The organism is Bradyrhizobium sp. AZCC 2289 (genome assembly GCF_036924615.1).
Taxonomy (GTDB): Bacteria; Pseudomonadota; Alphaproteobacteria; order Rhizobiales; family Xanthobacteraceae; genus Bradyrhizobium.
The window spans coordinates 9278167-9296587 of record NZ_JAZHRY010000001.1; the positions used below are offsets into that span (position 1 = coordinate 9278167).

Consider the following 18421-nt stretch of genomic DNA (forward strand, 5'->3'; position numbering starts at 1 on the left):
GGAGAAGCGGCCGCAGCCGCCCTGCGGGCCGGCGGCAGATACAGCTTGACCGTGGTGCCGTGGCCTTCCCTCGCTATAGATCCGGATGTGGCCGCCCGACTGTTTGACGAAGCCGTAGACCATGCTCATGCCGAGCCCCGAGCCCTTGCCGACTTCCTTGGTGGTGAAGAATGGCTCGAACACCCGCTCCTGCACCGCCTTCGACATCCCGCTGCCGGTGTCGCTGACCGCCAGCATCACATAGGGTCCGGGCAGCACATCCGGATTGGCCGCCGCATAGGCCTCGTCCAGCACGACGTTTCGGGTCTCCAGCATAAGCTTGCCGCCATCGGGCATCGCATCGCGGGCGTTGATCGCCAGATTGAGCACTGAATTGGCCAGTTGCGACGGATCGATATGCGACGTCGTCTCTTCCTGCTCGAGGATCGAGTTGATTTCGATCTGCTCGCCCAGCGTCGGACGCAGCAGTTTTGCCATATCGAGAACGGTGCCGTTGATATCGACATTGCGCGGTTGCAGCGGCTGGCGGCGGGCGAAGGCCAGCAGATGCTGGATCAGCTCGGAGCAGCGTTCGGCGGCCTGGTCGATCAGCTCGGCGGTCTTCTGCAGCGTCGGCAAGTTCTGAAGACCGGCGACCAGCGTCTCGGTGGTGCCGGTGATGACGGTCAGCATGTTGTTGAAGTCGTGCGCGACGCCGCCGGTCAGCTTGCCGATGGCGTCGAGTTTTTGCGACTGCTGCAGCTTGCGCTCGGTTTCGCGCGATGCGGAAATGTCGTGGTAGACCAGCGCCGCGCCGCTGATGGCGCCGGAAGCACTGCGTAACGGCCGGCCGCTGACCACGAGATGAAGCGCCGCGCGGCCGTCGGTCGGACGGATGACGATCTCCTGTTGCGCGAACGGTTCCCCGCGCAGCACCTGCGCCGAAGGCATTTCGTCCGCCGTCAGCTTGGTCACGCCATCGGCGCGGTAGGCGACGCTCAGCTGCCGCAGCTGATGGACCGTCATGCCGTCCCGGTAGCCAAGCATTTGCCGGGCGGCGGCATTGACGAGCAGGACCTCGCCTTTGGCGTTGATCACCAGCACGGCTTCCGCGACGCTGTTGAAGGTGTTTTGCAGCACATCCGCCGAATGGCGCAGTTCCTCATGGGCGGCGACCAGATGTTCAGTCCGCTCGGCAACGGCCGCCTCGAGGGTTTCGTTGGCGGCCTTGGTCACACTGAGCGAGTCCTGCAACTCGCGGCGCGAGCGGCGGCTTTCCAGGGTGAGGGCGGTCGCAAGGATCAGGATCAGCGCCACGCCGGCGAGATCGATCGCCAGCAGCACGCGCCCGGTGAGCTGGGATTCCGCGGACCGCACCGCAAGCAGCCTATCCTCCTCGGCAGCCAACCTGTCGAAATTGGTGCCGATCGCCGCCGTCGCCGCACGGCCTTCTCCCTTGGCCCGCAGCGCCGCCAATGCCGCGGTGTCGCCCGCCGCCAGCAGTCGCAGCACTTCGTTGCTGACGGCAAGCCGTTGGGCAACCAGCGTTTCGGTGGCCTTGAGCAGTTGCGTCTGAGCGGGATGATCCCTGGTTGCTTCGGCCAGCTCGGCGAACGCCGATGGGATCCGGTCGCGGGACTCATTGTATTCGTTCAAGAGATTGGGGTCGCCGTTGAGCGTAAAGCCGCGTGCGGCGCTCTCCGCGCCACGAACGCGCAACCGCAAATCCAGGATTTTCGTCAGCACCCCGAGCGTATGATTGACTGCAGCGGTGTCGTGCCGCGACTTGACGTCGAGACCGATCGAGGCGGCGCCGATGAGGAGGAGGCTTACGAGGCCGATTCCAAGGATAATACGCTGCGAAGGCATTGAGGCTTTTTATTTTTTGAGGCGAGCGGAGGAGGTCGGCCTGGTGAGGCATTGATTGATGGTGGTCAACAGCGCGTTCGGCGTGACGGCTTGCGCAGGCAGCATGCCGCACCGAGTTCGATGGTCATGCGCAGGAAATCCGGCGCCCGTTCGGTATTGGCGAAGGCGTAGCCGGGCATCGCAACGATCGGGACATCCGGCCTGCGCTCGTGAAACATCCGAATCGATTCGAATCCGCGCATGTGCGGCATGAAGACATCGATCAGCATCACGTCGTATTCGGATGATTCGAGCGCGCGCATTCCCGCTTCACCGCCGTCGGCGACGGTGACCTCGAAACCCTGACGCTGAAGACAGACCTCGATGGCGACGCATACCATCGGGTCGTCATCGACCACGAGAACGCGCGGCACGATCAATCCTCTTTTTTGGCTGCGGTCAGGCGATTCGCACCGCGGCCCGTGGCGTGATTAAGGCGGAACGGCGACATGTCGTCTGTATCGTAGAGTGCATATAAGGTTTGCTTAGGAGCAAATTGGCACTTGTGTGTCGGATTGAATGCAACTGCGGCTTTCGCGTTCGGATCCAGCCCCGCCATGTCGATTGCCGTTCCAGCGGATTGCGCCCGGATATCGCCGCTCGGTGGGTGCCGGTTTTCCCACGCAACAAACGCAAAGCGTTTGCGCCGAGATCACGCTCAAACGAAAAGATCGAGCGCGATGACGACTCGAAGGGACGTCATCGCGTTCTTCCTGACGCAAAAAGGGCGGCGCATCGACCGCGCCGCCCTTAACTCACGAGGCAGAGATGCCGTTACGGGCAGGGGTGCCGGTAACCGTCATTGCCGAGATACGTTCCCGATTGCGGATCGTAGGAACGGTAGGTCTGCATGCAGTAGGCGACCGCATCATCGCCACCGGGCGCCGGCGCTACCGCGACGGCGCCGCCGTCGTCATAATATCCGTTGTCGTAGTAGCCCGGCGCGTAATAGCCCGATCCGCCGTAATAACCCTGCGAGGCGATCGCGCCGCCGATCACGGCGCCGGCCACCGCGCCCGGAATGAATCCGCCGCCACCGCCGCCGTGACGATAATAGCCACCGCCACCGCCGCCATAGACGCGGCCACCGCCACCGCCACCACTAAATCTCGGACCGGGCGCGCCGCCAGTGAAGCCGCCGCCACCGCCGCCCATGCGTGGCACTCCGCCACCACCGCCACCACCGCCACGGACACCGCCGCCGCCGCCCGCAGCCTTGCTACCCAGATTCTGGGCAAAGCTCTCGCTCGGCACCACCATGGGCAACACCAGCGCCATGGCTGCGACGGTACTTAAAACCTTAAGATTGATCATCATTGGCTCCATCTGCGGGACACTTCTCAACCCATGGGGCGGGTGGACGTTCCCGAGCCCGCGCATCGATTGTGCGCAACGCTCAGCCTGTCAGATAGGAACTGTATGAGAAATGAACAGATTGCGCCGATTCCGCGACATTGGCCGCCGAATGCGGCAGGTTCATACCGTAGCGGTAGCGGGGCAGGGATATCAGGACTTATCTGGACAATTCAGCGCGCCGATGGCATCAGAGCCGAAGCATCTCAAACCGGCCTGAGTTCATGAAACAGTTTCTGCTCAAATTCTTCACATGGTGGAGCGGCCAGACCTTTGGCACGCAATTGTGGACCTGGCGGTTCGGCGAGAAGGTCGGCCAGGACGAGCAGGGCAATACCTACTACCGCACCAAGGGCCGCAAGGTCGATCCGACGCTGGGTTTTGAGCGGCGCTGGGTGGTCTATAACGGATATGCCGAGGCCACCAAGGTGCCGCCGTCATGGCATGGCTGGCTGCACCACACCGTCGATGTCGCACCGACCGAAGAAAACTATGCGGCGCGCGAGTGGGAAAAACCGCATGTCCCGAACATGACGGGGACGCCTTCAGCCTATCGCCCCTCCGGCTCGACGCTGGCCAGCGGCCGTCGGCCAGCGGCCACCGGCGACTACCAGGCCTGGACGCCGGGAAACTAAACCATCGTCATCGACGATTGCGCGGCCGCGAACTCGGATCCGCTGCCTGTTGGACATATGATGCTTCTGCTTCGGCATGGTACTTCGGGCTCAACGAGCGCGCCAATCCGCCATTTCGAGACCGTTTGCGGAAGCAAGGCGCTGAGAAGAACCGAGCACAGCCGATTATCGTGCGCCTCACCGGGCGTGAGGGCGAGATCGACGGGCAGGCCATTGGCATCCACCACCGCGTGAATCTTGCTCGTTAGGCCCCCTCGCGAGCGACCCATATCTTGGTGACTGTTGTCCGCGATGCAGGCTCCGTGCCGGTGCACCCGCACGACCGAGGTATCGATCATCTGCACGGCCGCGTCGTGACTGGCGGCCCGATTGGCATTTTTGAGGCAGAACCCGCCGCCACTGATCTTTCAAAATGCCGAACATCTGTTCTCCCTCAGTAGTAAGGCTACGCCGCCCGGACTGTCGCGAGAAAACTCTCGACCTCCTGCTTCAGGCGCTCGGACTGCATTGCGAGTTCGCCGGCCGAACCGAGAACCATTTCAGCGGCAGTTCCCACCTGGCCCGATGCCTGCGTCACGCCGGCAATATTTTGCATGACCCCCTGCGTGCCCTGCGCGGCCTGCTGCACGCTGCGGGCAATTTCCTTGGTCGATCCACCCTGCTCCTCCACCGCGGCAGCGATCGTTGTGGCGATCTCGTCGATCTGCCCGATGGTGGCGCCGATCTCGCGAATCGCCCCGGCCGTTGCCCCGGTAGCATCGCGGATCGCCTGGATCTGATCGGCGATCTCCTCGGTTGCCTTCGCGGTCTGTGTCGACAGCGCCTTCACTTCGCTTGCCACCACGGCAAAGCCCCTGCCGGCCTCGCCGGCCCGTGCGGCCTCGATCGTCGCGTTCAAGGCCAGGAGGTTGGTCTGTCCGGCGATGTTTTGAATGAGCCCCATCACCTCGCCGATCTTCTGGGTCGCCTCCACCAACCCTTCCACCATGGCATTGGTGCGGTCGGCCTGCGCAACGGCGCTTTGCGCTATCGATGCCGAGTGAACAATCTGACGGGAGATTTCCTGGCCCGATGTCGAAAGTTCCTCTGCCGCGGCAGCCACGGTCTGCACATTCGACGTGGTCTGTTGCGCGGCTGCGGCGACGGTGGTGCTCTGCCGCGCCGTCTCCTTCGCGATTGCGGACAGCGATTGCGCCGAGCGCTGCATTTCGGCGGCTGCCGAAGCCGCCCCGGCGACGATGCCGCCGACACTTTTCTCGAACTCGCCCGCGATCCGATTCATGGCCGATTTCCGTTCCGCTACAGCGCGAGCCGTCGTCTCTTCCCGCTCGGCGCGGAGACGTTCGGCGTCAATCAACCGATCCTTGAAAACGGCCAGGCTGCGCGAGATATGGCCGATCTCGTTACGACGCTCCACGAACGGGACCTCAACGCTCAAGTCACCCTTCGCCAGACCGTCCATAACGCCGCATATCGCATCGAGCGGACGAACCAGGCCGCGACCGAGAGCGAATGCGGCCAATCCCGCGACGAGCAATCCCGCCAGTCCGCCCGCGGCAATCCAGATGGCGCGGTCGAACACCGCCGCGTCGATATCGTCGTTATAGACGCCTGCCTGGATTGCGAGCAGCTTTTCGCCCTCACCATACCCGCCGGCATAGGTGAGCTTCGGCAGCTCGGGACCACCCGTCGCTTTCGGCACCCGGTATTCGAGGTAACCGCCGCCGGTGCGGGCTTTGCCAACGATGTTTTGAATCAGCAGCTGGCCCTGATTGTCTTTGTAATCCCAGCGATTGACATTGATGTATTTCGGGTTGGCGTGCACATAGGTGACGCCGGCATTGGTGCTGCCGGCGCCGTAGATTCCGAGATAGTCAGCGGATTTGCCCCAGCGCATTGCGCCGATCGCATCGAAAGCAAGTTGCCGCGCTTCCTCCGCCGAGATCTTGCCGGCTTTGGCTTTTTCCTCGTAATTCGACAGGATCTTCTTCGCGGCCTCGACCAGATCGAACACCTTGGTCCGACGTTCCTCGATGACGGTATTGCGAAGCACCGTCACTTGAACGCCTAGCGCGACGACGAAGACAACGGTCAATACCGCGATGATCATCGCAAAACGATTGTAGACAGTAAGATGCCGCATGATAAGTGCCTTCGTGACGGAAGCGATCGGCACAGTATCTCTTTACCAGTTAAGCTTTTATTGAGAACGACGTACAATCATGCCGGGAGGACAACCCTGACGCTTGCGATCAGGCTGTTCTTATATTCCTCGGCAAGCATTGACGTCAGTGGTTGGCTTCCTCGGCAGTTCGTCGCCTGAGCCATCGGCGCGCGGGCCGTTTGTATCGTCGCTCCGGCAGGGGGTGGCTGATACGGGATTTGCTTCCGCCCAAGCGCGCGCTCGAAAAGAAATAGGACACTGCCAGGACCCGAAAGGCGCGAGACACCCCTGTGAATAACGCGAACAGCGGGGACATCGGCCGCCGCGTTCTTGCGTTCGCGGCCGGCACGCGGCTGAATGGGGACATCTTACGGAGATGGGAGACCATCGCGTACGGTTCGGGCTCCAGTTCGCGACTGCCCCGATATGCAGCGGCACCCGATCAGGATACGGCCGGGAGATAGGCCCCCGGTCTCGAGGTTCTGAAATCGCCCGTCAATGTGGCGCCGCCGTGAGACAGGAAAGGCCGTCTGGGAAACCAGGCGGCCTTTTTCTTGTGTGGAATTCAAACCGCGTTGCGTTACGCCGAGCGTGCGGCGGCGCGGGCGATCATTTCGCCGCGGCGGGCCTGGCCCGGCGCGATCCGTTCTTTCATGAACGCGAGAACTTCCGCCGGTGCCGTGTCCGGCGAGCCGGCGTTGAACGGCGGCGCCGGGTTGTATTCGATCCGGAGCTGGATCGCCTCCGCGGTCTTGCGGTCGACGAGCTGCGACACCAGCGTCAGCGCGAAGTCGATGCCTGCGGTGACGCCGCCGCCGGTGATGCGGTTGCGATCGATGCAAACGCGGGTCTTGGTCGGGATCGCGCCAAACGCCGAGAGAAAATCCATCGCGGTCCAGTGCGTCGCCGCGCGATAACCCCGGAGCAGGCCGGCTGCGCCCAGCACCAGCGATCCCGTGCAGACCGAGGTGACGTACTGCGCTCCCTCCGCCTGCTGGCGCAGGAAGGCCAGCATCTCCTCGTCGTTGATCATGTCATCGATGCCGAGCCCGCCGGGCACGCAGATCACATCGAGTTGCGGGCAGTCGGCAAAGCTGACGGTCGGCGTCAGCATCATGACGGAGTCGCTGGCGACGGGCTCGATCCGCTTCCAGATCAAATGCACCTTGGCGCCGGGTATGCTGGAGAACACCTGCAGCGGTCCGGTGAAGTCGAGTTGCGTCACCTTCGGGAATAGCACGAGACCGATCTGAAGCGGTGCCGACATCACGAGCCTCCAAATATTGCTTGACGTCGTCATCCTGTCATGATCGCCTCTTGTCCGAAATGACATATTTCCCTCATTTCAGGACATCTCAGGGATTGGGCTGAAGATCATGATCGGCGTTCTCGTGTTTCCCGATTTCCAATTGCTCGATGCGGCGGGTCCGATTTCGGTGTTCGAGATTGCCGCGCGCTTTGCCAACAATGCGCCCGACATCAGGGTTGTCGCGGTCACGCCGGGGCCGGTACGCAGCTCGTCCGGCGTCGAGATGATGGCGCGCGGTTTCAAACCATCGGGTGCGATCACCACGCTGATGGTGGCCGGCGGAGAAGGCAGCCGCGGGCCGGCGATTTGCCCGAAGACGCTGGCCTTCGTGCGTTCGATCGCCAGACGTGGCGTTCGCGTCGCCAGCGTCTGCTCCGGCGCCTATATCCTCGCCGAAGCCGGTCTGCTCGACGGCCGTCGTGCTACCACCCACTGGCAGCGCACCCGGCATTTTCTCAAAGCCTATCCGAAGGTCAAGCTCGAGCCCGACCAGATCTTCGTCCGCGACGGCAATATCTGGAGTTCGGCCGGCATCACTGCGGGCATCGACCTGTCGCTGGCCATGATCGCGGAAGACTATGGCGACGACATCGCGCAGAAGACTGCGCGCCAGCTCGTGCTCTACCACCGCCGCAGCGGTGGCCAGTCGCAGTTCTCGTCGTTGCTGGAGTTGAAGGCGCCAACCGGCCGGTTCGGCCCGCTGCTGGCGTGGGCGCGCGAACATCTCGATGCGCCGTTGTCCGTCGAGGACATGGCCGAGCAGGCCGGCATGAGTTCGCGGCACTTTACCCGCGCCTTCATCGCGGAGACCGGCACCACGCCGTCGAAGGCGGTGGAGCGGTTACGGATCGAGGTGGCGCGGCAGCGCGTGCAATCCTCCTCCGAGGCGATCGAACGCGTCGCCGAAACCACCGGCTTTCGCGATCCGGAACGGATGCGCCGCGCCTTCATCCGCGCTTTCGGTCAGCCCCCGCAATCGCTGCGCCGCGCGGCGAGGGCGGGATGATTTCAATCACTCGAAAATTTGACTGGTTGAATCAGGCTTTGGCGTTATCCTGAAGGTGGTCTCGTGAAGAGACTGCATGATGGTCGGCAATTCCATGATCTTCAGTATTCTGTTTCCGTCCAGCTATTCGATCGAGGTCTCCAAACTTCGGCAGCAACTCGACGAAGCGCATTTGGCCTGGGCAACGGAGTGGAAACGACGACAGGCGGATTTCAAGCTGGAGAATATTCGTTTCGCTCATGATCCCGGCTGGAACAAACGGTTTTTCAGCCTGCAGGCGGCGCGTGATGGAGGGCACTGGTTCTGGCAAGCCACGCATACGATCGTGGTCTTTGGCGGATTGTCGATTTGAACAAAGTGAACATCCGCTGCGGCGGCAGGCCGCGGCGGACGTGGCGCCGCCACCGCTAGTTCTTCTCCAATAGCCCGAGCCTGCGTCCCAGCCATTCCGTGGTCGAGGCTTGGATCAGGATCGTCATCAGGATCGCGATGAAGGTCACCGACGCGATCATCTGCGCGCCGGGTGCTTTCATGCCGAGCAGCAGCCCGGCGAGTGCCGCCGGAATGACGCCGGTCTCGCGCGTCCAGCACATGAACAGCATTTCGGCAAAACTCCAGCGCGCGCGGCGATCGGGCCACGTGCACAGGAACACCGTCGCGGGGCGGGCAACCAGCATCAGCACCGTGACGACGGCGGTACCGCCGAGCCAGTATTTTTCCATCAGCGTGAAGTCGACCTGAGCGCCCAGCAGGATGAAAATGAACAGGCGCAGGATGAACGCCGTGGTCAGCACGAACTCGTCGAGCTTTTGCGCTTCGCCGGGCTCCATCTTGAAGCCGAAAGCTTCCTTGTTGCCGAGCATGATGCCGAATACGAACACCGCCATGAAACCTGAAGCGTGCAGGCCGTCGGCGGCGAAATAGGCGGCGATCACGGCAACCAGCGTCACGACTGGCGCGTATTCGGCGAGAAAGGCCATCTTCTCATGCGCGATCAGCAGCGCGGCGAGATAGCCAAGCACGATGCCGGCGACGATGCCGATGACGGATTGCTCGAGCAGGCCGAGCAATGATGCCGTCAACGAGAACGAGCCGCTTCCCGTTGCCACCGCGAGGATGCTGAAGGTCAGGATCGCGCCCATCGCGTCGTTGAACGCGGACTCGCTCATCACAGTCTGTGCCACCCGGTCGCGAATCCGGACCTGGCGGAAGATCGGCACCAGCGTCGCCGGATCGGTCGAGGCCAGCGTCGCGCCGAGCAGCAACGCCACGATCGGGGGAATGCCGAGGATGAAATGCGCGGCGAGGCCGGTGATCCCGGCGGTGATGACGACGCCGATGGTCGCGATCACGACAATGGTGATCCAGACCTGCTTCAGCACCGCAAAGCGCAGCGTCGCGCCGCCATCGAACAAAATGTAGCTGGCGCCGAACAGCAGGATGATCTGGTTCAGCGCCGATTCCGCGCCGATATGCACGAGGCCAAGCGCCTGCGGGCCAATCGCGATCCCCGTAATCAGGAACACCGCGACGTCGGGAATCCTGATCTTCTGCGCCAGCAGGCTGGCGAGCGTACCGATCGCCAGAATGAGCCCGCAGGACAGCAGCGTATGTTTGGCTATTTCGATGGAGGCCGATGCTTCCAATGCGTTGCGTCCGTCACAAAAAGCTGGCGATCAGTTCAGCGCCTTAAGCCATACGCCGATTTCGCTGGCCGCGACATTGGCCTGATTGAGCAGCTTGCCCATGGTGAAGAAGCCGTGGAACTGGCCGGGAAAGTGCTTGTAGGTCACGGGCACGCCGGCTTGCCTGAGCCGGGCGGCATATTCGTCGCCTTCGTCGCGCAAGGGATCGGCGCCGACGGTCAGCACATAGGCCGGCGGCAATCCGACCAGCGTATTCGCGCGCGCGGGCGAGGCGCGCCAGTCGTGAATGTCGGCGGCGCCGCTGAGATAATGGTTGCAGAACCATTTGATCACGGAGTGGGTCAAGAGGATGCTGGTCTCGGGCTCGCGATGCGAGGGATGCGCCATCGCAAAGTCGGTGGCGGGATAGATCAGGACCTGGCCGGCGATCGCTGGTCCATCGCCGTCGCGCGCGGCAAGTGCTACCACCGCGGCGAGATTGCCGCCGGCGCTGTCGCCGCCGACCATCAATCGCTTGTTGTCGATGCCGAGCGTTTTCGCATTGGCCGCGACCCATTTGGCTGCCGATATGGCGTCGTCGACGGCGGCGGGGAATTTGTGCTCGGGGGCGAGCCGGTAATCGACGGAGATGACGATCAGCTTGCCTTCATGCGCGAGTTTGCGACAGACCACGTCGTGCGAGTCCAGATCGCCGATCACCCAGCCGCCACCGTGGTAGAACACCAGGCAGGGCGCTGCGCCATCGGCCCTGCGCAAATTCTTCGGCGTGTAGATGCGCGCCGGGATCGCGCCGTGCGGCGCCGGGATCGAGAGCGGCTTGACCTCGGCCAGTTCGGGCGGCTCGGGATTGGAGACGACGCGACCCTTCAGGTAGAGCTCGCGCGCTTCCGCCGGCGTCCCGTTCTCATAGGGCGGACGGCCGGCTTCCTGGAATGCCTTGTAGACGGCGGCGGCATCGGGATCGAGCGTAACGGGCATAGTGCGAAGACCTCTGGTGTTGTGACTTGAGAAATCAGGCTGCGGTGCGGCCGCCGTCCACGGTGTAGGCCGAGCCCGAGACGTAACTGGCTTCATCGGAGGCGAGGAACGCCACGATTGAGGCGACCTCGGAAGCCTGTCCCAGCCGTCGCGCCGGAATCCGCTCCACGATCTTGTCATTGGGCGGCGGCGAGTTGCCGCCATTGCGCCCCTGCATGATCGCACTCAGCATCCGGCTGTCGATCAATCCGGGGCAGACGCAATTGACGCGCACGCCGGTGCCCGTGCATTCCCACGACGCGCTCTTGGTCAGCCCGATCACCGCGTGCTTGCTGGCGCTGTAGACCGCGATGTGCGGCGAGCCCATCAGGCCCGCGATCGAGGCGGTGTTGATGATGCTGCCCTTGTTCTGCTTCAGCATCACCGGCAGCACATGCTTCATGCCGAGGAAGACGCCGACCACGTTGACGTCGAGCACCCGGCGAAAGCTCTCCAGTGAATATTCCGGGATCGGCTTGATGTCGCCTTCGATGCCGGCGTTGTTGTAGAACACGTCGATGGTGCCGAACCTGTCGACCGCAGCCCGGACATAGTCGGCGACCTCCTCTTCACGTGTGACGTCGGCGGCGACCGCCAGCGCCTGCGCCGAAGCCGGCAGGTCGGCAATCGCGGCCGCAAGATCCGGCTCCCTGCGGTCGACTGCGACAATACGCGCACCGCGTTCGGCCAACAGGTGAATGGTCGCGGTTCCGATGACGCCGGCAGCCCCGGTGACGACGGCGACCTTGCCGTCCAGACGAATTCGATCGGTCATGTCAGGGGTCCTTTGGCTCCTCCGGTTGTCCCGGATTCTTGTGATTTCGGCGCTGGGCAGCGCGAACGCTCGACAGGGGGACTATTTCATTTGTGGCGCGGGCTGACCAGAGCCCGGTTCTTGAAGCAGAACCGAACGCTAGATTGCTGTGTTGACGCGTTTTCTTCACACGAACCGGTACCCACTTCGCTCGAAAACGCTTTTGGGCGGCGGGCAGGGCCGGAAGCCGCCCTTTCCCCGCCGTATTCGGCGTGTTAACCGGAGGGCACGCGAGCGGCGGATATGATTGTATGTCGCGAGCCCGATTCGCCTGTTAAAGCCGCGCGAGATGTTTCGAACCATTGCCCTGACTGGTTTCGCGGCCCTGATTGCCGCCACAACACTCTCGCTTGCGCCTCCGGCGCGCGCGCAGATCGGTAATATCTTTTCCGATCCCGCGCCGCGCCCGCCCGGTTCGATCCCCCGCGCCGGTCAGCCGCAGCCGCCCCCCGACGACGACGAGGAAGTGCCCGAATTGCCGCGCGGCCGGCTGTTGCCGACGCCGAACCGCCCGCTGCCGGGGCAGGGCGTGCCGCCGCCGGGAAGCGTCCAGTCGCAGCCGCTGGCACCACCGCCCGGTACCACCGTGATTCCGCAGAACACCCCGCCCGGCATCGCGGTGGCGCCGCCGCAGCCCGGCGGGCCGGCCGGTCCGGGCGTGGCCAACGCACCGCCATCGGCCAATCCGCTGCCGGGTCTGCCGCCCGGGCAGCGCCAGCCCAAGAGCGTGCCTGGGGCGCCGGCGACCCTGCAGCCGGGCGATGAGGTGGTATCCGAGCCCCCCGCATCGAAGGTCACCAACAAGAAGGCGAGCTTTTCCGGCCTCGACAAGATCACCGGACGCATCATCAATTTCGACGAGGATATCGGCGAGACCGTCCAGTTCGGCGCGCTGCGGGTGAAGACCGACGCCTGCTACACGCGTCCGGCGACCGAGGCCGCCAATACCGACGCCTTCGTCGAGGTCGACGAGATCACGCTGCAGGGCGAGGTGAAGCGGATTTTCTCCGGCTGGATGTATGCCGCGAGCCCCGGCCTGCACGGCGTCGAGCATCCGATCTACGACATCTGGCTCACCGACTGCAAAGTTCCCGACCAGACCATCGTCACCGCAGCACCCGATCCGCCGAAGGCCGTGGCGCCGCCGCCGGCGCAGAAGCGCCCGCCGGCGCCGAAGCAGGCAGCGCCGCGTCCGCCGCCGCAGCCGCAATTCCAGCAGCAACCGCCGCCGCCACCTCCGCCGGCGCAGCGGCCCGGTGGGCTGTTCGGTGGATTGTTCGGGAACTAGCTGCGGTTCGCAATAATCGCGAGCGCGTCGGCGCCCTTGACCGGATGGGTCGCCGGCAATCGCAGGAAATCCGCTGATACGCCCGTGATCGCCTTGTCGAGCAGTGTGCGATAGCGACGGCGCGAAATCTCCGCGGCGCCAAAACTGCGCAGATGCTCGGTGACGTATTGGGTGTCGAGCAGTTCGAAACCGCCCTCTATCAGGCGCGCCACCAGGTGGACCAATGCCACTTTCGAGGCGTCGCGGGCACGGTGAAACATGCTCTCGCCGAAGAAGGCGCGCCCCAGGCTGACGCCGTATAGGCCGCCGGCCAGATCGCCGTTCTGCCAGACCTCCACGCTGTGGCAGTGTCCGAGCTGGTACAGTCCGAGATAGAGGTCGCGGATCCGCGTGTTGATCCAGGTGTCGTCACGGCCGGCTTGCGGCGCCGCGCAGCCGGCGATGACCGCCTTGAAGGCGGTATCGACGGTGACGGTGAAGGCGTCGGAACGCACCGTGCGGGCGAGGCGCGAGGCGACGCGAAAACCATCGAGCGGGATCACCCCGCGCGTTTCCGGCTCGACCCAGAACAGGGTGGGGTCGTCGGCGCTTTCGGCCATCGGGAAGATGCCGCAGGCATAGGCGCGCAGCAGCACTTCGGGCGTGATTTCGGAAGAGGCGGAGTCGCGCGACGTCATGGGCCCCAGAATAGCAGGACGCCGAGGGCCTATGCTACGGTCGAAAAAAAGGCGGCGGGCCGGAACACCGGGATAAGCGGGGAACGCCGGTCGGGAGCAAGAGGGGAATTCGTGAAAATTACCTGGAAGACCATCGCGCCGCTGGCGATCTGGCTTGCGATCTATCTGGTGCCGGTACCGGCCGGCCTCAATCTCAATCAGTGGCACTATTTTGCGATATTTGCGGCCGTGATCGCCGGCCTGATCCTGGAATCGATGCCGGTCGGCGCGGTCGGCCTGATCGGCCTGACGGTCGCGGGCGTGATGGGGTATGTCGAACCCGATCCCAACAAATCGCTGCGCTGGATGCTGGGCGGGTTTTCCGAAAGCACGGTGTGGCTGATCGTCGGCGCCTTCGTGTTCTCGATCGGTTACCGCAAGAGCGGGCTCGGCCGGCGGCTCGCTCTGATGCTGGTGCGCGCGCTCGGCCGCCGCACCATCGGCCTCGGCTATGCGGTCGCCTTCTCCGACCTCGTGCTCGCGCCGGCGACGCCGTCCAACACCGCGCGCTCGGGCGGCACGATCTATCCGATCGTCAGTAACATTCCCAGGATCTACGGTTCCGAACCCGGGCCGACCGCCGGCCTGATCGGCACCTACGTGATGTGGACGGCGTTTGCGACCACGGCGGTCACGAGCTCGCTGTTCCTGACCGCGCTGGCGCCGAATGCGGCGGCGCTCTCGATCGCCAAAAAGATCGTCAATGTCGACATCGGCTGGTCGCAATGGTTCTTCGGGTTTGCGCCGCTCGGAATCCTGTTGCTGCTGCTGGTGCCATTGCTGAGCTACATCGTGTGCCGGCCGGAGGTGAAGGAAAGCCCGGAAATCGTCACCTGGAGCGCCGGCGAAATCGCCGCGATGGGGCCGCCGTCGCGCAGCGAATGGATCATGGCAGCCCTGGTGCTGCTGGCGATGTTTCTGTGGATCTGCGGCTCCAATCCCACCATCAGCCTGCCGCTGTTAGGTGCCAACTTCATCAACCCGACGATGGTGGTGTTCGTGGTGATCTCGCTGATGCTGGTCACGGGTGTGATCGATTTCGACGACATCGTCGCTGAAAAGAGCGCCTGGGAAGTGTTCTTCTATTTCACTTCGCTGCTGACGCTGTCGTCCGGCCTGAACGAGATCGGATTCATCAAATGGGTGGCGGAGGGCTACGCCAAGCCGCTGGCCAGCGTGTCGCCGCTGATGGGGATGATCCTGCTGGTGTCGTTCTTCTTCTGGATCCACTATTTCTTTTCCAGCATCACCTCGCACACGGCCGCTGTGTTGCCGGTCGTGCTTGCCGTCGGCACCAGCATTCCCGGCCTGTCGGTGCAAACCTTGATGCTGCTGTGCGTGTATTCGCTGGGGCTGATGGGCGTGATCTCGCCCTATGCCACCGGACCGGCGCCGATGTATTTCGGCAGCGGTTACATCGGCAAGCGCGATTTCTGGAAATTCGGCCTGATTTTTGGGGTGATCTACTTTGCGGGCCTGCTGTTGATCGTGCTGCCGTGGCTGCGGTTCATCGGCTTTTAACCGGCGGCCACGTTTGCGGATTTCGCCGCATTGGCGCGGCGGAATTGCAGCACGATCCGGGTCCCCTGATGGGCGGGATCGCGTTCGACGGTTGCCTCCAGCTTGGCGGCCATCGCCGAGACGATGCGCTGGCCCATGCCGGTGCCGCGCGGATCGGCCTTTGCGTCGAGGCCGACGCCGTCGTCGGCGATCGACAGCACGAGATCGTCGCCCTGGGCCTTGAGTTCGATATGGATGGGGCCGGCGCCGTCGGGGTAGGCGTATTTCACCGCGTTCATCACCAGCTCGTTGACGATGATGCCGATCGCCACCGCGCGATCCGGGTCGATATCGATCGGCTCGGCCTTCAGCGTCAGCCGCGACATCCGGTTGCCTTCGGCCGACCGCCTGAGATCTTCCAGCAGGGCGTCCAGATACTGGTTCAGCAGCACGCTCTTCAGGTCGTGCGAGGTGTAGAGCCGGCGGTGGACCTGGGCGACCGCGGCGACGCGTCCCATCGCGTTGGTCAGCGCCTCCTTGACGCCGTCCTGCGTGCTCGAATTCGCCTGCAGGTGCAAAAGCGAAGCGATGATCTGCAAAGAATTGCCGACGCGGTGGTTGACTTCGCGCAACAGCACTTCGCGTTCGGCTGCCAGTGCTGCGTAGCGGTCGCGTGAGGCGTGGACCTCGGCCTCGGCCTCATCGCGGGCTCTTTGAATTTGAGCCTGCCGCATCGCGCCGTTGACGGCGACGTGGAGCAGCGGAATGAAATCGCCCTGGGCATCCTTGACCAGATAGTCCGCCGCACCAGCCTTCAACGCGGTGACCGCGATCGCCGAATCCTGCGAGGCGGTGACAAACACCACCGGCGGCGCGTCCGGAATCTTCAGTATCTGCTCGAGCGTTTCCAGACCGTCGAGACCGGGCATGTACTGGTCGAGGGCGACGACGTCGATGCCGCCTTGCGCCAGGCGCGCGAGCCCCTCATGTCCGCTGGCGGCATGGACGACCCTAAAACCTTGTCGCGTCAGGCCGCGGTCGACCAGCCGGGCAAGCGCAGCGTCGTCATCGATATACAGCAATGTCGGCGTTGCGGTGTTCATGTGGCGGCGGGTGGTACCTGAATGACGGAAAAGAACAGGCCGAGCTGGCGAATGGCGTTGGCAAAGCTTTCGTAATTCACCGGCTTGGTGATGTAGACGTTGCAGCCGAGTTCGTAGCAGCGCTTGATTTCCTGGGAATCGTCGGTCGTGGTCAGAACTACGACCGGCGTCGCCTTCAGGTATTTGTTGTCCTTGACCCGCCGCAAGATATCGATGCCGGTCATGTCCGGCAGGTTGAGGTCAAGCAGGATCAGCAGGGCCTCGCCCTTGTGATTGAGTCCCGTGCCGTCGCTGCCGAACAAATAGTTCACCGCGTCTGTACCGTTGGTGAACGGCATGATCTCGTTATTGACACCGGAGCGCCGGATATTGCGTTCGATCAGGCGGGCGTGGCCCTCATCGTCCTCGATCATGATGATGGTGACTGGCTTGCTCATGACGCCTTGTTCCGGTTGCTGAATGTCCAGTTGATCGGCAGTGTTATCGTGAATGTGCTGCCGGTGTGAAGTTCCGATGCCACCGACATGGTTCCGCCTAACCGCCGCACCAGCGCACGGACGTGCGCAAGGCCGATGCCTTGTCCGGGTTTGTCCTGGGTTCCCGCGCGACGGAACAGGTCGAAGATCCGCTGGTGGTCCTTGGGATCGATGCCGCGCCCATTGTCGGAGACATCGAAAATCGCAAAGCCAAGTTTGGTGCGGCCCCGGATCAGGATGTCGCCGGGAACCCCGCTCTTGAGATATTTGAGCGCATTATCGATCAAATTGGAGAAGATCTGCTCCAGCGCAAGACGGTCGCTGACGATGTTCGGCAGCGGCTCGATGCGGATTTGAGCATCGGCTTCCGCGGCCTGATGCGCCACGGTTGCAACGATGCCTTCGATCAGTTCGCGGGTATCGATGCGCACCGGCTGGAATTCGCGCCGTCCCTCGCGGGTGAGGTTGAGGATTGCCGATATCAGCCGGTCCATCTTGCCGATCGAGGATTTGATGAATCCCAGCGCCTCGGTGAAATCTTCCGACAGTTGCTTGTCGGTGCCTTCGAGCACGGGTTCGGCGCTATCGGTCGCATTGTCCGGCACCGGCGGCGTCGAGGTCCCGGCGCGGGCAAGGGCTGCGATCCGCTTGAAGATATCGCCGCGCAATTCCTCGAGCTCGCTGGTGAAGCCCATGATGTTGACCAGCGGCGAGCGCAGATCGTGGCTGACGATGTAAGCGAAACGCTGGATCTCGTCATTGGCCTCGCGCAGATCCGCGGTGCGCTCATCGACGGTGGCCTCGAGATTGATATTGTTGTCGCGCAGCAATGCTTCGGCTTCGTCGCGTGCGCGCGACGAGCGCCGCACCAGAAAAATGGAGATGCCGGCCAGGACGGCAACGAAACCCGAACCGATGCCGGTCATCGATGCCGCCAGGGTCTGACTGCGGTCGGCGTTGGTCGTACGCAGGACAAACAGACGATCTTCTTCCGCACGCATCTCGCCCGCCAGATCATAGATGTGGTTCATGGCGGCGCGGCCAACGTCCTCGCGGACGATCTGGGCGGCGTCGTTCAGGCGCTGGGTCCGCGCAAGTTCGATGGTCTTTCGGAATTCCTCGATGCGCTGATGGCTGAGTGGAATCATCTGGTCCAGAACCCGCTTTTGAGTCGGATTGTCGCTGGTGAGTTCACTCAGCCGCGTTAGTGCCGGCGGAATCTGGGATGCGGCCTCCTCGAAATCGGTTTGAAAATTGGGCTGCAATGTCAGAACAAAGCCGCGCTGAGCGCTTTCGGCCCGGCGCAATTGCAGTTGCGTGAAGGATATCTGATTTTCATTTTCAACGGTGCGAACCACCCAGCGCGCGTCCTCCCGCGCCCTGTTTACCAGATAGACCGAGCCAGCGCTGATAACCGTCAGCACCGCGAGCCCCGCCGCAAGCAGCAGGATCTGGCCAATTGCCCGCCGGCGCATGGCGTCAGGCGTCACAACAGTCCCGCGTCATG

16 protein-coding genes and 3 pseudogenes are annotated in these 18421 nt (G+C 63.3%); 5 read left to right on the plus strand and 14 right to left on the minus strand.

Annotated elements, in window-relative coordinates:
* Positions 1 to 126: 126 nt before the first annotated feature.
* The 4 genes and pseudogenes from V1289_RS43515 to V1289_RS43530 form a co-directional block, all read right to left on the minus strand.
* Positions 127 to 1848 (minus strand): annotated as a pseudogene (locus V1289_RS43515) (CHASE3 domain-containing protein); the annotation flags it as partial.
* A 9-nt stretch (positions 1849 to 1857) separates the two neighbouring features.
* Positions 1858 to 2261, minus strand: a pseudogene (locus V1289_RS43520) (response regulator).
* A 2-nt stretch (positions 2262 to 2263) separates the two neighbouring features.
* Complete coding sequence (locus V1289_RS43525) at positions 2264 to 2446, minus strand: hypothetical protein (protein ID WP_334405715.1); 183 nt, start codon at positions 2444 to 2446, stop codon at positions 2264 to 2266.
* A 215-nt stretch (positions 2447 to 2661) separates the two neighbouring features.
* Entirely contained in the window at positions 2662 to 3201 is a 540-nt protein-coding gene (locus tag V1289_RS43530; protein ID WP_334405716.1) for a BA14K family protein, read from the minus strand.
* A 263-nt stretch (positions 3202 to 3464) separates the two neighbouring features.
* Between V1289_RS43530 and V1289_RS43535 the strand changes: the two genes are divergently transcribed.
* Positions 3465 to 3875 carry an NADH:ubiquinone oxidoreductase subunit NDUFA12 gene (locus V1289_RS43535; protein ID WP_334405717.1) on the plus strand — a complete coding sequence of 137 codons (411 nt, stop codon included), beginning with the start codon at positions 3465 to 3467 and terminating at the stop codon, positions 3873 to 3875.
* Positions 3876 to 4009: 134 nt separating this feature from the next.
* Here the strand turns inward: V1289_RS43535 and V1289_RS43540 are convergent.
* From V1289_RS43540 to V1289_RS43550, 3 genes and pseudogenes are all read right to left on the minus strand, one after another.
* Positions 4010 to 4240, minus strand: a pseudogene (locus V1289_RS43540) (transposase); the annotation flags it as partial.
* Between the two features lie 80 nt (positions 4241 to 4320).
* The gene (locus V1289_RS43545) at positions 4321 to 6018 is read right to left on the minus strand and encodes a methyl-accepting chemotaxis protein (RefSeq protein ID WP_334405718.1); all 1698 of its coding nucleotides are present in this window, start codon (positions 6016 to 6018) and stop codon (positions 4321 to 4323) included.
* A 601-nt stretch (positions 6019 to 6619) separates the two neighbouring features.
* Positions 6620 to 7306 carry a DJ-1/PfpI family protein gene (locus tag V1289_RS43550; protein ID WP_334405719.1) on the minus strand — a complete coding sequence of 229 codons (687 nt, stop codon included), beginning with the start codon at positions 7304 to 7306 and terminating at the stop codon, positions 6620 to 6622.
* A 109-nt stretch (positions 7307 to 7415) separates the two neighbouring features.
* Between V1289_RS43550 and V1289_RS43555 the strand changes: the two genes are divergently transcribed.
* Together V1289_RS43555 and V1289_RS43560 are read left to right on the plus strand one after the other, a co-directional pair.
* Positions 7416 to 8354, plus strand: a complete 939-nt coding sequence (locus tag V1289_RS43555; protein WP_334405721.1) for a GlxA family transcriptional regulator — start codon at positions 7416 to 7418, stop codon at positions 8352 to 8354.
* A 76-nt stretch (positions 8355 to 8430) separates the two neighbouring features.
* Positions 8431 to 8706 carry a hypothetical protein gene (locus V1289_RS43560; protein WP_334405723.1) on the plus strand — a complete coding sequence of 92 codons (276 nt, stop codon included), beginning with the start codon at positions 8431 to 8433 and terminating at the stop codon, positions 8704 to 8706.
* Positions 8707 to 8761: 55 nt separating this feature from the next.
* Here V1289_RS43560 and V1289_RS43565 read toward each other — a convergent pair whose 3' ends face one another.
* From V1289_RS43565 to V1289_RS43575, 3 genes are read right to left on the minus strand one after another with little or no spacing between them, the layout of a single operon-like run.
* The gene (locus V1289_RS43565; RefSeq protein ID WP_334405725.1) at positions 8762 to 10000 is read right to left on the minus strand and encodes a cation:proton antiporter; all 1239 of its coding nucleotides are present in this window, start codon (positions 9998 to 10000) and stop codon (positions 8762 to 8764) included.
* 30 nt (positions 10001 to 10030) lie between these two features.
* Positions 10031 to 10978, minus strand: coding sequence for an alpha/beta hydrolase (locus tag V1289_RS43570; RefSeq protein WP_334405727.1), 948 nt, complete (start codon positions 10976 to 10978; stop codon positions 10031 to 10033).
* A gap of 34 nt (positions 10979 to 11012) precedes the next feature.
* Complete coding sequence (locus tag V1289_RS43575; protein ID WP_334405729.1) at positions 11013 to 11792, minus strand: SDR family NAD(P)-dependent oxidoreductase; 780 nt, start codon at positions 11790 to 11792, stop codon at positions 11013 to 11015.
* Between the two features lie 328 nt (positions 11793 to 12120).
* Here V1289_RS43575 and V1289_RS43580 point away from each other — a divergent pair, with 328 nt between their 5' ends.
* The gene (locus V1289_RS43580; RefSeq protein WP_334405731.1) at positions 12121 to 13119 is read left to right on the plus strand and encodes a DUF2155 domain-containing protein; all 999 of its coding nucleotides are present in this window, start codon (positions 12121 to 12123) and stop codon (positions 13117 to 13119) included.
* Here the strand turns inward: V1289_RS43580 and aat are convergent.
* On the minus strand, positions 13116 to 13796 hold the full coding sequence (gene aat / locus V1289_RS43585) for a leucyl/phenylalanyl-tRNA--protein transferase (RefSeq protein WP_334405733.1): 681 nt from the start codon (positions 13794 to 13796) through the stop codon (positions 13116 to 13118). The two genes, V1289_RS43580 and aat, sit on opposite strands and share 4 nt — an antisense overlap.
* A 111-nt stretch (positions 13797 to 13907) precedes the next feature.
* On the opposite strand from aat, the gene V1289_RS43590 reads away from it, so the two are divergent.
* Positions 13908 to 15356, plus strand: a complete 1449-nt coding sequence (locus V1289_RS43590) for a DASS family sodium-coupled anion symporter (protein ID WP_334405735.1) — start codon at positions 13908 to 13910, stop codon at positions 15354 to 15356.
* On the opposite strand, the gene V1289_RS43595 is transcribed toward V1289_RS43590, so the two are convergent.
* Genes V1289_RS43595 through V1289_RS43605 form a run of 3 tightly spaced genes read right to left on the minus strand, consistent with a single transcriptional unit; the run spans position 15353 to position 18404 of the window.
* Positions 15353 to 16438 carry a sensor histidine kinase gene (locus V1289_RS43595; RefSeq protein ID WP_334405737.1) on the minus strand — a complete coding sequence of 362 codons (1086 nt, stop codon included), beginning with the start codon at positions 16436 to 16438 and terminating at the stop codon, positions 15353 to 15355. The two genes, V1289_RS43590 and V1289_RS43595, sit on opposite strands and share 4 nt — an antisense overlap.
* Positions 16435 to 16875 (minus strand): response regulator, encoded by a 441-nt coding sequence (locus V1289_RS43600; protein WP_309184546.1) that lies wholly within the window; start codon positions 16873 to 16875, stop codon positions 16435 to 16437. Before V1289_RS43600 ends, V1289_RS43595 begins: the two co-directional genes overlap by 4 nt.
* Complete coding sequence (locus V1289_RS43605) at positions 16872 to 18404, minus strand: sensor histidine kinase (protein WP_334405740.1); 1533 nt, start codon at positions 18402 to 18404, stop codon at positions 16872 to 16874. The genes V1289_RS43600 and V1289_RS43605 overlap by 4 nt, the downstream gene beginning before the upstream one ends.
* Between the last annotated feature and the right edge of the window lie 17 nt (positions 18405 to 18421).

Coding starts and splice junctions, on each gene's coding strand:
- V1289_RS43535 (WP_334405717.1), top strand. CDS start 3,465: ATGAAACAGTTTCTGCTCAAATTCTTCACATGGTGGAGCGGCCAGACC.
- V1289_RS43550 (WP_334405719.1), bottom strand. CDS start 7,306: ATGTCGGCACCGCTTCAGATCGGTCTCGTGCTATTCCCGAAGGTGACG.
- V1289_RS43570 (WP_334405727.1), bottom strand. CDS start 10,978: ATGCCCGTTACGCTCGATCCCGATGCCGCCGCCGTCTACAAGGCATTC.
- V1289_RS43600 (WP_309184546.1), bottom strand. CDS start 16,875: ATGAGCAAGCCAGTCACCATCATCATGATCGAGGACGATGAGGGCCAC.
- V1289_RS43545 (WP_334405718.1), bottom strand. CDS start 6,018: ATGCGGCATCTTACTGTCTACAATCGTTTTGCGATGATCATCGCGGTA.
- aat (WP_334405733.1), bottom strand. CDS start 13,796: ATGACGTCGCGCGACTCCGCCTCTTCCGAAATCACGCCCGAAGTGCTG.
- V1289_RS43525 (WP_334405715.1), bottom strand. CDS start 2,446: ATGGCGGGGCTGGATCCGAACGCGAAAGCCGCAGTTGCATTCAATCCG.
- V1289_RS43580 (WP_334405731.1), top strand. CDS start 12,121: ATGTTTCGAACCATTGCCCTGACTGGTTTCGCGGCCCTGATTGCCGCC.
- V1289_RS43575 (WP_334405729.1), bottom strand. CDS start 11,792: ATGACCGATCGAATTCGTCTGGACGGCAAGGTCGCCGTCGTCACCGGG.
- V1289_RS43560 (WP_334405723.1), top strand. CDS start 8,431: ATGATGGTCGGCAATTCCATGATCTTCAGTATTCTGTTTCCGTCCAGC.
- V1289_RS43530 (WP_334405716.1), bottom strand. CDS start 3,201: ATGATCAATCTTAAGGTTTTAAGTACCGTCGCAGCCATGGCGCTGGTG.
- V1289_RS43595 (WP_334405737.1), bottom strand. CDS start 16,438: ATGAACACCGCAACGCCGACATTGCTGTATATCGATGACGACGCTGCG.
- V1289_RS43555 (WP_334405721.1), top strand. CDS start 7,416: ATGATCGGCGTTCTCGTGTTTCCCGATTTCCAATTGCTCGATGCGGCG.